Raw genomic sequence first — 12,883 nt, 5'->3', positions numbered from 1 at the left:
GATGCAAGCTTTACTTCAAAATAGACATATTTCCAAAGCTAAATCTCAGAGCAACCTTGAACACTACCTAATAGTCACTGGAACAGGTAATGTCAAGTTTATCTCAAAAAACTTCCTTCAAGGTAATCACACATTTGAAGAAGGGCGATCTATTGCTGTAGGTTTATCTCCTAAAAATCAAATATTATTAAAACAAAACATACAAAATAGTATTGATACACAGGATATTGTCAATTTTGAATTTACCGTTTCTTTCAATGGAAAACCCCTTATTTTTGATGTTAAAATAACTCCTTTTTACATAGATGAAGTTTACGTAAATATCTCGTTTATTCGTCACAACAATGAACATGAGCTTCAAGTAAAAAGATTTCAAGATACATACTTCCACTCTATTGATGGTATAATTTGGATAGATCCGTTCGATAAAAAATTAATGTATGCTAACCCTGCCTTCTCTAAAATGACAGGATTTGACACCAATGAGTGTTTGAAAGCACATTTTAAAGATTTTATACCAGAACAACTTCAACCTCATTTAAAAACTGTTTTAGACAAACTTAAAAAGACGAAACATTTGATTGAAGAGGTGACAATAATTACAAAAAATAAGGCATTAATACCTGTTGAAATAACTGCTTCCATAGTATCATCTGACGATGACTCTCCTTATATTGTTTGTTTTATTAAAGACTTAACGGCCTTAAAAAAGGCGAAAGAAGAGTTAAAAAATAATGAACAAAGGTATGAAGCTATCCTTGATAACTCTAAAATTAAGTTATGTCAATTTGATATAGACTTAAAACTTACTTGGATTGGTTCGGGGCATCAAAGACAACTGTCTAACTTTTTAGCTCCAGACCAAATTGGAAGTACATTAAGTTCGATTATAAATAATGATGCAGGAAAAGACATTGTATCTTTCCAAAAAGAAGTAATAGATACAAAGTCTACATCACATGCCTCTTTTAAAATTTTATATGATCAAGAGTGGAAAGCAATTGAGGTTTTCTTGTCTCCTATTGTTGAAGAAAAGAAAGTTATTGGTTTAAATGCCGTCTTTTTAAATATATCCAATCAGAAAAAGATTGAAGAAAAATTAGATCACTTCATTTATAGAGCAGCACATGATCTTAGAGGTCCTTTAACCACTATCCAAGGAATTATTCAATTAATGAAAGGGAGTCCAAAAAACAGTAAAGACCTTCTACCACATTTAGAAGATACGATTTGGACACAGGATATGCATCTTCAAAAAATACTTGCTTATTACTATAATCAACAAACAGAATTAAATACTTCTCTTATTCAATTTGAAAATATCACTGATATTATTGAAGAGTTTTTAAATCAGTCAGGGTATAATATTCAATTATCAATCATGAACAACATGAAAAATGTTGAATTTTATTCTGATAGCACTCGAATTGACCTTTTATTCAAAAACATATCTACTACCTTACTTCAATTAGTTTCTAGAGATATAGAGATTAAATTATTAATAGAGATAAAAGAGGATAAGAAAGGAGTGATGATCATATTTACTGATAATGTTTCGCCAAGAGACTATTCTGCTTCTAATAATGGCTTTGATAAATCGATGTCTATCAATTTCATCCATGATGATTATTCTAGAGGCTTATTCATCACTTCAGAAATTATTGAAAAATTAAAAGGAAAATACCAAGTATCGTTTACAAAGAATAAGAAACAACAACTTGAAATTTTCCTTCCAACTATTTTATAACTTCTACAATAAGTATGAAGTTTATTTTTTAAATAAAGAGATGATTTCCTTATGCTGTGGAAACTCCTTTATTAGATTATCATATAATCCAATCTCAAAATCTTCAAATTCAAAACCTGGGGCAACAGTACAGCCTACAAGTACATAATCTTCTGATGATTTAGTTAAAGGTCTTGCGGCAAACCAATTCCCTCCTTTAATAACATATTGAGGTTGTTGACCTTCTTTTAATCCTATCCCTACAATTGTTTTAATCAACTCTCCTTTTGGAGTAATTTCTACAACCTCAACAGGACAACCAGTGTGATAATGCCAAAGTTCTGTAAATTTCAATTTATGAAAAGTTGAATAATCTCCCTCTCCTAAAAGGTAATAAATAGCTGTAGAGATATTTCTCTCTAGCTCATTTTTATTGACAAACGCTGTCTTATGAGAACGATAAGTCTCCACATAAAATCCACCTTCTGGGTGTGGCGTCATGTCTAATTGGTCTATTACTTCTTGTTTCGTCATGATATATAATTTGAAAGTGAAAAGTTAATGAAATACATTAAATATCACTAACTTAAAGCGTACCTTAATTTAATTAATATAATTACAGACAAAAACAAACTACTCTATGGAAGAAATTTTATTAGAATTTGAAGAACTAGAAATTTTACGCTCTAAAAAAAGATGGAAGCTATATTTTGTCATTCTTACAGAACACCCTACTGAGAAAGATAAATGGGTAATGACAACTGTACCAAATGAAAATCATGGAGTAATTCAACTTAAACCAAGAGCAGAAAATAAAATCTATTTTGAACCCCAAGATGCAGTCGGAGCAGATGGTTTATTTGTTTTTGATCGACCAATGCCCGAAAATCGACGAGTTAAAGTTAGAGTTTTTCTAAGACATTCTAGGGAAAACATGAGAGACGCAGGTCAAATTCTATCTGATGTTGAAAATGCTCTAGGTAAAGACACTTTCGGTCAGGTAACTAATCTTTTGGGTAGAAGTAATCCTTGGTTGGTCATTGGACAAGAGGCTGTACAAAAAGTAGGAAAAATACTAGCTAATATTAAAGATAGAGACTTCGGCCTCATCACAATGGATGAAGAATTTGGTCCTGAGTTCGAAAACCAATCAGAATTGGATAGAATGAATAATTTCTCTACTGGAGATGCTAGACTAGTTTGGAGTTGGGCTACTCGTAAGAAATAGTTCATTGATATTTAGATTTTAGAGCATATTTGAATTATTACAAATATGCTCTAATAATTATACTTGAATTAAATTGATCGTGTATATTTGTCATATGATAAATCCATCATATATAAAGAGTGTATCAAAATGCAAAACTTACTACAACAATTTATTCAGATAAGCTTCCCTAACACCGACAAGAACCACCCTATCCAAAAAGAATTTTTAGAATATGGAGAAGTTGTCGAGATCAAGTCTGGCGAATTTCTAATTGACCTAAACGAAGAAATGAACTTCGTCCCTATTGTTACAAAAGGTGTACTGAAAGTAACAAGAGAAGATGAAGAAGGAAATGAAATATTTTTATACTACTTAGAATATGGGGAAACATGTACCATTTCTATGATGTATCAAGAAAGTGCAGTAAGAGTTTCAGCGGAAGAAGATGCTTTAGTTTATAAAGTACCTATTAAAATAATTGACAATTGGATGCTTCGTTTCCCAGAATGGAGAGACTTTGTTATGAAGGCTTATAAAGTTAGGTTTGATGGCTTATTAAAAGCCATTGATGAACTTGCCTTTAAAAAAATGGATGAAAGATTATTAAACTATCTACATAAATTAAGTGATATAAAAGAAAGTAAGGAACTTCATGTTTCTCACTCAGAAATTGCACTTAATCTCAACACATCAAGAGAAGTGATCTCTAGATTATTGAAACAACTAGAAAAACTTGGTACTGTCACTTTAGGAAGAAATAAAGTTATTTTAAAGTAACATTTATCACAAAGCTTTCAACTTCGAGCATTTATATTTGATAAAAACATTATTACTATGGGATTTATAAGAAAATTATTTGGTTTAGGCCCTAAGGTCAATTATAAAGAATTAGTAGCCAATGGTGCTGCAATTTTAGATGTTCGAACAGAAGGTGAATTTGAGGCAGGTCACCCAACAGGAGCTATTAATATTCCTGTGGATGAACTTCATAAATTTATGCCACAAGTATTAAAACTAGGCTCACCACTTGTAGTTTGTTGCAAATCAGGTGTTAGAGCTTCTAGAGCATTGAGTATGATTAAAAAAGCTGGTGTAAAGGAAGTATACAATGCCGGTGGATGGAAATCTTTAAAATAAAATAGAAAAGGCTAGTCTCAACAAATTGATTCTAGCCTTTTTTTCATCTATTTATTACTGTATTTTATAATCCTCCTCCAGAAGATAATTTTCTTTTTTGTCTACCTTGAAATTGGCCACCAAAGGCATAAGAGAATGAGACTCTATATACTGGGCTTTCTTGCTGATAGTTTACAAATTCTTGGAATCCATTACCATATACTGTTCTCAACTCACCACTGTACAGTAAATTATTGATTTTAAAATTCACTGATCCTTTATTTTTCAATATTGATTTCTTAATGGCTAAATCCATTGAGTAAGCAGGTTGCGTAATTCTTTGAGCATCATATTTATCGGCTATGTAACGCCCCATCAACTGTAATGTCAATCCTTTCATAGGAGTTACTTTCGTATTAATCTTAGCTGACCAGTTTAATGGAGAACCTTCTACAGGAATAGTCAGTTCTTGATTTTCATCGCTAATATCTAAATAGTATAAATCTAAAGAACCATTCCAACTCCACCAATTCAACATCTTATAATCAGATGATAAAGAAACACCACCTGTCATTGATTCACCTAAATTGGCAAAAGTAGTAATTGTAACATCCGTTTCTTCTCTATAATCTAATACTTCACGGATGATATTTGTACTATGTCTCATGTAAGCCGCTGCATTCACACTCACTTTTCCTGTCCCCATATAATTATAAGACAACTCCATCGAATTGGTATAAGAAGGCTGTAAACCTGGATTACCAATCACAACACTTTTTGGGTTGGAAGACATCTCCGAAGGAAGCAACTGCATAACATCAGGTCTTTTAATTCTTCTTGAATAACTGACGCCAAAAGTACTCTTCTCTCCTACTTTTTGCTTGATATGAATACTCGGAAATAAACTAGCATAGTCAATAACAAAAGAAGTATCAGTCACAGCATTTTGATCTAACTTACCTTCCATGTGAGCTACTTCTCCTCTCAATCCCACTTTGATTCTTGTTTTATTTAACTTCAGAGAATAAGATCCATACATGGCATGAATCTGACTTTCATATGGGTAACTATAAATTAATGAATCATCTGATACGTAATTAATATTTTCAATATCTAATTTAGCTTTCAACACTTCTCCTTTGTATCCAGCTTCAAAAGACGAATTCTCATTTATAGTTTGGTTGTAATCTGTTTGAAACGATCCATAGAACCAATTGGCGTTATTACCATTTCTATTTAATGGCACCCAATCTTCACCTTGCTTATAAGCATTTTCTGGAGTAAACTCAGCTTCACCAGTATTAGCAAATAGATCTACCTCTAATTCACCATTCTTTAGATCTTTCCTGTGGTTGATGTTAAAATTATATCCTCCACCAAGGTTATAATTTCGTCCCCTTTGGTACTCAGTACTTACAATTTGATCATTATCATCTATATGAAAACCATTGTAATCTGATAAGCTATTTGACTTCCATTGCCATTTTTGTACTGATAAAGTGGTTGTATTTGTAGAATCCCAGAAAACATCAAAACCACCTTTGTACATGGAATAACCACTGTTTTCATTCATATTTTCCGTTTGATAGAACTTGTTGATATTTTCATCTTCAAACGTTCTTGTCATTTCTCTTGTATTGTCCCATTCATCATCACTCATATAAGTCTGAGCAAAGAAATTAAACTTTGATACACGATAATTCAAACCTAAATACCCAGAATACTTATTGTTACTACCTGCATTTAAGTTGAAATTACCATTCAAACCTTTTAATGCATCTTTCTTTGTCACAATATTGATAATACCTGACAATCCATCAGGATCATATTTTGAAGATGGGTTGGTAATTACTTCAATTTTTTCAATTGCATCTGCAGGTAATGATTGCAATAATTGACCAATATCTAGTTGAGAAGGTTTACCATCTAAAAGAACACGTACATTGTTATCTCCTCTTAAAGAAATCGATCCATCTGCCCCTACATTAATTTCGGGTAAGGTATTTAAAATTTCAGAAGTGGAATTACCATTTGCAATCATTGCCTTACTCACATTAATCACTTTCTTATCAATGTGGTTTTCTATAAGTTGAGTTTCTCCAACAATTTCAACTTCATCCAACTCTTCTACACTTGCTTCCAAATGTATATCACCAATATCAATTTTGGATGTTTTAGAGTTGATTTCCACCTCTTTTTGTAGTTTACTATATCCTACAAATTGTACGATTAAATGATATTTACCATGAGGTACCTTTGATAAAATAAATGATCCATCCTCTTTAGTTAATCCACCTGTTACGGTTTTGTTCTCTTGATCTAACAAACCAACAGACACATAACTTAGTGGTTGTTTTGTGGAGAGGTCATAAATTTTACCATAGATAGCTCCTTTTGCATTTGGTTCATTGCCATTAAAATTATTGGCACCAAAAGACAGTCCATGAACTAATAATAGTCCAAAAATGATAGTTGTTAATTTCATCTTGTTAATAATTTGACACTTTTTTATCTCGCCAAAACCTGAGAGTATGTAAATTTTGACTCGATATTTATTAATTTAACACTAGGGTTCTTACAAAATAAATCTTTTGGAAGTTAAATAGTTGACACTAGTAAAAAACCCTTTTTAAACCTGAGCTTCATCAAAATATTATTTTAAATTGACTTCAGGTTGAAGATATTTGAAACAATTATAGAGATACGTTTAGTAAATAACAAATATTTCAAATAATTAAGCTAAATTTTGATAATTCAATAATTATGTGTCTCATACACGAACGCAAGTGTTCGGAATTGCACACCGTTTTTTACATTATTGTTTTATCAAATACATTCCAAAGACATAAGGGAAAAGTAAAGGTTGCACGTCATCAAAAAAATATGAATATAAAAGAACATTTTAAGTTACAGATTGATTTACTGGAGGAAGAAAGGAAAGAAGATTTAGATCAGTATCAGAAATTAATGAGTGATACTTCTGTAGAAGAAAGAAAGAAAAAAGGTGTCTGCTGGTATCCTGTAAAACTTGAAAATATAAGTTATGATTCTGGTGATCGTATTGTGATCAAAATCTCTAGAGATAGTACTATTTCTCAAAGTCATAGCTTTTCTACCGGTAAAAGTATTGCTCTTTTTTCAGAGGCAGGAAATAACATAGAAGCAAAAGACAATTCAAAAGCTGTAATCAATTATGTAAAAAGTAACGAAATAGCTTTCACATTAAATGCAGACGAAGAACCTGATTGGTTGCATGATGGAAAATTAGGGATTCAATTACTTTTTGATGAAAGTACCTATAAAGAGATGAATCGTGCATTAAACATTTGCATGACTTCTGAGGACAAGGATTTGATTAAAATGAAAGAAATTATTTTAGGTGATAAAACGCCTACTCTTTCTAAAATCTTTCCATATCAATTACCACAACTAAATGAGAGTCAAAACGACGCGTTAATGCATGTCTTAGCCTCAGAGCAAATTGGGGTAATACACGGCCCTCCTGGTACAGGTAAAACAACTACTATTGTAGAATGTGTGCATCAAGAACTGAAAAAGAAGAAACAAATTTTAGTCTGTGCCCCTAGTAATGCAGCCGTAGACCTTTTAGCTGAGAAAATAGCTGAAAAAGGAATCAACGTGGTCAGAATTGGGCATCCTGCTAGAGTTGATGATAAAATCATCAATCAAACATTAGATGTTAAAATCAAAAACCACCAACGATATAAGGAACTAAAAGCTGTAAAACAACAAGAAACTTTACATAGAGACGCAGCAAAAAAATTCAAACGTAATTTCGGGTCTGATCAAAAAAGAGAAAGAAAACAACTTTATCAAGAAGCCAATCAACTTAGAAAAGAAATTCGTTCCTTATCAGAATACATTTCAAAAGATGTGATTGATAATGCTCAAGTAATCGCCTGTACCCTTGTTGGTGCTACAACACCTATGCTCAGAGGTAGACGTTTTGAAGTTGCATATATTGATGAAGCTGGGCAAGCTTTAGAAGCAGCTTGTTGGATACCTGTTTTAAAGGCGGATAAATTAATATTTGCTGGAGATCATCAACAACTTCCTCCTACCATTAAATCATTAAAAGCGGCTAAAAAAGGGCTTGAATATACTCTTTTTGAACGTATTATTGATAAAAAAGAGGTGGACAAAATGTTGAAAATTCAATATAGAATGCATGAAGACATCATGCGGTTCTCGTCTCAATACTTCTATGATAACCAACTTATAGCTAATGAGGATAATAAACATTGGAAGATGTTTGATGACGATCTTCCTTTAGAATTTATTGATACTGCTGGAACTGGCTATGAAGAGAAATTAGATCCTGAATCTTTGAGTACTTATAACATTGACGAAGCCAACTTATTAATCAAGCATCTGCAAAATTACTTGATAAAACTTCAGAGTGTTCCTGCAAACATTGGAATCATTACACCTTACTCTGCACAAGTAAAAGTATTAAGAAAAGCTTTGTATCAATCAGATATAAAAGAAAAATTTAAAGAAGTAATCAATATAAACACAGTAGATTCTTTCCAAGGTCAAGAAAGGGAAATTATCTATATCAGTATGGTAAGATCAAACGCAGATGGTGAAATTGGATTTCTAGCCAATGCTCGAAGAATGAATGTAGCTATGACTAGAGCACAGAAAAAGCTTGTCATGATTGGTGACTCTGCTACCATTACTAGGAATAAGTATTTTAGTGAGATGTTTGATTTTGTAAATGAAATTGGTGCTTATAGAAGTGCCTTTGAATTTCTTTATGATTAAAACGCCTCGTTGACACCAAAATAGATTCCTGTACCAAGATCTCTGTTGACACCTACATCCAATCGGATAAGGGTGTCATTTTCTTTTAAGAATTTATAGCGAATTCCGCCACCACCAGAAAATTTCAATCCATCAAATAAATCTAAAACGGTTGGACCTACTTCTCCAAAGGACGCAAATGCATTTACCCTCCATCTTTTATGAACTTTAAATCGCATTTCTACTTGGCAAGTATATAATTGATCATCAATATATCGCCCTCTGAAATAACCTCTCATCCTATCTCCACCACCTAACCAAGATTGATGCTGAAAGGGAACTTCCCCATAAGAGTTTTCTAAATAGGCTCTCGTTGCTAAGATCACTCTATCATTCAGAGAGAAATATTTTCTGAGGTCTACAATATATTTATTAAAAGAATAGGTACTTCCTAACACAATACTTGAAAACCAGGTATTCATTTGAAAGTAATTTCCTGAATTTGGAGAAAATATATTATCTCTATCATCATAATTAAATACAAAACCTAAAGCGCTAACTATTGCTCCTTCACTACCTGGAATTGAATCTGAGTCCATCATTCCTCCTTCTTCTTTCTCTAAAAAGGTATCGTTTTGAAATCTGTATTGGACACCGAAATTTAAATCTGATTCGGGTAAACGTTTTAAAATGTCTCCCCTAACCATTATAGTACTCATATTGTAACCTTCCTTATTACTTTCCTGAGTATTTGGACCTATCCCCCAAAATGAATTGGGAAAAATTTTATACTTAAAAGCTGCATCCAGATAGTAGTTCCCTTCTTTGAAAAACAATTTGGGATTAACGTCAATGAAGAATTGATTTTCTGCAGTATATATTACATCAATCATCATTGAACTTTTGCGTAGGTTGAATTTATTTACTTTATCTAAGTAAAAAAACTGTAACCCCCCACCAATTCCAAAGCTTGTTTCTGGTGTATAAAAAACAATGGGAAGACCAATAATTTGAGTGGACTTCGTCAACTTTATCGTGTCTGTCTCTATCAAAAAATTTTCTTTTGACTTTTGTGCATTTCCCTCTACACCAAAGAGCAATATTGATATTAATAGGTATAATAACTTTTTAATCATCAGATTTTTTTATCGTGAAGCAAAATAACAAAACCCACCCTAAAAGAAACATGTAATTCGGTATACTCAGTATTACTTTTAGACAAAAGTACTCTATCATCAATTTCACCGAATAAACGATAAATATTATAATTAAGACCGATATCAATTCCGAAATGTTGTTTTACTAAATAAGTAAAACCAACGCCAAGACCACCTCCTATTACGTTACCATTAAATGATTGATCTACGGGAGCAGGAGGCTGTAAATAACTTGTCTCAACAAAATTTCTTCCATAGGTCAACATAGCTTCAGGGTAAATCCCACCGTTGCTCATTTTAGTAAGATACCTCCTAAACACTAAACTCATTTTAAAATATTCTTGACTTGTAGCTACAAGGTTATCAATACTCTTTTTATTCATTTCTAAACGTCCCCCAACACTAAAATTGTCCTTTACAAAAAAATGAGCATCAGTTTTAATATCATAACCTGTTTGTACACCTTTTACAGGAGACTTAATAGATTGATCATAAAAATTGATAGCATCTGTTGAAGAAGATAATGACAAAAGAACTCGTCCTTTTTTAAATGAAGTCCCTAGAGAATCCTGTGCAATTAGTTTACTATTAAAAAAACAAATTAAGCATAGAATTGGTAGTATAGGGAAGTAGGAAAACTCAAATTTCATTTATAATTGATAATGTTTTTTATTGATTTTCGACTTTTTTAAAAAAAATCATGTTCAAATATAAGAAAATGACCATTGCAATAGTTATAGATGTATAGTATAATAACCTATCTTTTGCAGAGTATAGAAAATAGAATGACTAAATATAAATATTATACAATAAATTTCATCTCTTTACTTTTTATTTTGGTTTGTTCAAATGTTATTGGTCAAGATATTGATCAATTAAAAAAGCAAGCAAAATTTAATAATGACGCTGACAGTTATTATCAGCTCGGTTTGATTTATCAAAAAGGAGAGATCGAAAAAATTAATATGAAAAGAGCAGCCTCTTATTATGAAAAAGCTGCTATTCTTGGCCATGTTGATGCATCAATGGCTTTAGCTAAAATCAAAAAAGAAAAACAAGATTATGGATCTACTATCAAACTTTTAAAAATAGCTTCTGATGGCAACTCCCAGATAGCGAGTGTAGAATTAGGAGATTATTACTCTGAAGGTAAGCATGTCACTAAAGACCTGAATTCTGCCATATTCTATTATTTACGAGCTTGGAAAGATGGCGACGAGTCTGTCAAAGGAAAACTAGAAGAACTAAACCTTTCCAATTACAATCAAAAAGATAGCGATATCAATTACCAAGAATATATGAGTCAGAATGGTTCTTCTGCCTCTGATTATATGCTTGGGATGAAATATTTGAAAGGAAATGATGTTCCAAAAGATTTAGAAAAAAGCTTTTCTTATTTCAAAAAAGCTGCTGATAACGGTAATGCTAAAGCAGCCTATGAAGTTGGTCTTTTTTATAAAGATGGATTAAATCAAACTAAAGACGCCAAACTTGCTTGTACTTATTTCTTAAAAGCAGCCAATGAAGGTATTCGTGAGGCTGATATGATTTTAAGAGACATGGATCCTAATACTTTAATGGAAGATGATAACATTGACTTTCTAAAGTATAAAGCAATATCAATGAATAATGCGGAGGCACAATACAAGCTTTATTCAATATATAATCAGAACCAAAATCAAAAGAAAGCTTTAGAAATGTGTCAGAGAGCTGCTTTGCAAGATTATCAACCGGCTATGCTCACTTTAGCTGATATTTATGCAAATGGCACAACTCCTGTAAAACAAAGCTGGAGTTCTTCTTTTAAATGGAGAAGACAAGCCGCGTATGTAGGATCTGATACAGCAGAATACCTTCTAGGTAAGATGTACGCTGAAGGTCGTGGTGTTCAGAAAAGTGAAGAAAGAGCTGTAAAGTGGTATATAAAAGCCGCAAATCATGGCATTACATCTGCTTCTATAGAATTAGAAAAAATAAATGTTGCCCAATATCTAGATGATTCAGATTTAGAATATGCAACATACAGAGCAAATCAAGGAGATGTGGAAGCACAATTAATGTTAGGCAAATACTATTATAATGATGATAAAGCCGTTGCAATTAATTGGTTAAACAAAGCATCTGACCAAAATAGTGCTGAAGCTGAGTTGTATTTAGGGGATATTTATAAAGATGGCAAATGTCAAACTATTGCAGATCCTCAAAAAGCAGAAAAACATTATAAGAAATCTTTAGCATTAGGTAACTCTGAAGCCAATTTAAGGATGGCCTTACTTTATTCAGAACACCAGCAATTAAACTCTAAAACATTAACAGCAAGAGGCGTTAATGGTGAATATCAGGCAATGGATTATGCCAATGCTTATATGGTTTCTTCTACCTTACCCACTAGCAATAACACTCACCCTGATCCTTCAGCCTATTTATTAATGGGTGATATCCATAACAATAATGGAAAGAAGGTTCAAGCCATTAAACAATATGATTTATATATCAAATCGTTTGATGAAACGGAAGGAAACCACCAAGAATTTATTGCGGTACTAAATAAACAAGCTTTAGCATATGCTGAAATAGGAGAAGTAAATAGTGCTTTACTTCAAATCGAAATTGCTTTAGTTAAAGCAGATGATTTTAGTCAAACGAAGGGATTTAAAGATAATTATTCTCAAATAAAGGCTGAATTATTCTATACTCAAGCACAATTATTTTTCCAACAGGGAGATAAATACAAAGCATGTAATGTATTCCAGAAGGCAAAAGCTTTAGGTGTTGAGATTGATAAGAAATATGAAGACATCTGTTTAAATAAATAAAGACATTCTTCCTGAATCGATAAAAAATTAATTATAGTCTAAACATTAGCTTGGCTACTAATTTTTTCATCCCAATCACAATAATTAATTG

Annotated in this window: 10 protein-coding genes; 6 read left to right on the top strand and 4 right to left on the bottom strand. The window is 32.1% G+C overall.

Translation table 11 applies throughout. The annotated features are described in order from the left end of the window. Position 1 precedes the first annotated feature (1 nt). On the top strand, positions 2–1,747 hold the full coding sequence (locus tag NH26_RS02125; protein ID WP_044223735.1) for a PAS domain-containing protein: 1,746 nt from the start codon (positions 2–4) through the stop codon (positions 1,745–1,747). A gap of 21 nt (positions 1,748–1,768) precedes the next feature. Here NH26_RS02125 and NH26_RS02120 read toward each other — a convergent pair whose 3' ends face one another. Beyond that, positions 1,769–2,260 carry a cupin domain-containing protein gene (locus NH26_RS02120; RefSeq protein WP_044223733.1) on the bottom strand — a complete coding sequence of 164 codons (492 nt, stop codon included), beginning with the start codon at positions 2,258–2,260 and terminating at the stop codon, positions 1,769–1,771. A gap of 106 nt (positions 2,261–2,366) precedes the next feature. On the opposite strand from NH26_RS02120, the gene NH26_RS02115 reads away from it, so the two are divergent. The 3 genes from NH26_RS02115 (at position 2,367) to NH26_RS02105 (ending at position 4,073) form a co-directional block, all read left to right on the top strand. Beyond that, positions 2,367–2,954 (top strand): hypothetical protein, encoded by a 588-nt coding sequence (locus NH26_RS02115; RefSeq protein ID WP_044223732.1) that lies wholly within the window; start codon positions 2,367–2,369, stop codon positions 2,952–2,954. A 129-nt stretch (positions 2,955–3,083) separates the two neighbouring features. Then, the gene (locus NH26_RS02110; protein ID WP_084812034.1) at positions 3,084–3,713 is read left to right on the top strand and encodes a Crp/Fnr family transcriptional regulator; all 630 of its coding nucleotides are present in this window, start codon (positions 3,084–3,086) and stop codon (positions 3,711–3,713) included. 57 nt (positions 3,714–3,770) lie between these two features. Beyond that, positions 3,771–4,073, top strand: coding sequence for a rhodanese-like domain-containing protein (locus tag NH26_RS02105; protein ID WP_044223730.1), 303 nt, complete (start codon positions 3,771–3,773; stop codon positions 4,071–4,073). A gap of 64 nt (positions 4,074–4,137) precedes the next feature. Here the strand turns inward: NH26_RS02105 and NH26_RS02100 are convergent, their stop codons facing one another. Beyond that, positions 4,138–6,537, bottom strand: a complete 2,400-nt coding sequence (locus tag NH26_RS02100; protein ID WP_044223728.1) for an outer membrane beta-barrel family protein — start codon at positions 6,535–6,537, stop codon at positions 4,138–4,140. Positions 6,538–6,935: 398 nt separating this feature from the next. Between NH26_RS02100 and NH26_RS02095 the strand changes: the two genes are divergently transcribed. Next, complete coding sequence (locus NH26_RS02095) at positions 6,936–8,840, top strand: AAA domain-containing protein (RefSeq protein WP_044223962.1); 1,905 nt, start codon at positions 6,936–6,938, stop codon at positions 8,838–8,840. On the opposite strand, the gene NH26_RS02090 is transcribed toward NH26_RS02095, so the two are convergent. Then, a complete protein-coding gene (locus tag NH26_RS02090) occupies positions 8,837–9,955 on the bottom strand; it encodes a BamA/TamA family outer membrane protein (RefSeq protein WP_044223726.1) in 1,119 nt (372 codons plus the stop codon). The genes NH26_RS02095 and NH26_RS02090 overlap by 4 nt on opposite strands. Beyond that, positions 9,955–10,626, bottom strand: a complete 672-nt coding sequence (locus tag NH26_RS02085; RefSeq protein WP_044223724.1) for an outer membrane beta-barrel protein — start codon at positions 10,624–10,626, stop codon at positions 9,955–9,957. The genes NH26_RS02090 and NH26_RS02085 overlap by 1 nt, the downstream gene beginning before the upstream one ends. A 135-nt stretch (positions 10,627–10,761) precedes the next feature. Between NH26_RS02085 and NH26_RS02080 the strand changes: the two genes are divergently transcribed. Further along, positions 10,762–12,792 carry an SEL1-like repeat protein gene (locus tag NH26_RS02080; RefSeq protein WP_044223722.1) on the top strand — a complete coding sequence of 677 codons (2,031 nt, stop codon included), beginning with the start codon at positions 10,762–10,764 and terminating at the stop codon, positions 12,790–12,792. Positions 12,793–12,883: the final 91 nt, after the last annotated feature.

The sequence above is a fragment of the Flammeovirga pacifica genome (genome assembly GCF_000807855.2).
In the GTDB taxonomy this organism is placed as follows: Bacteria; Bacteroidota; Bacteroidia; order Cytophagales; family Flammeovirgaceae; genus Flammeovirga; species Flammeovirga pacifica.
The sequence above is the reverse complement of the archived record's forward strand: the minus strand, read 5'-3'. Positions and strand labels throughout refer to the sequence as shown.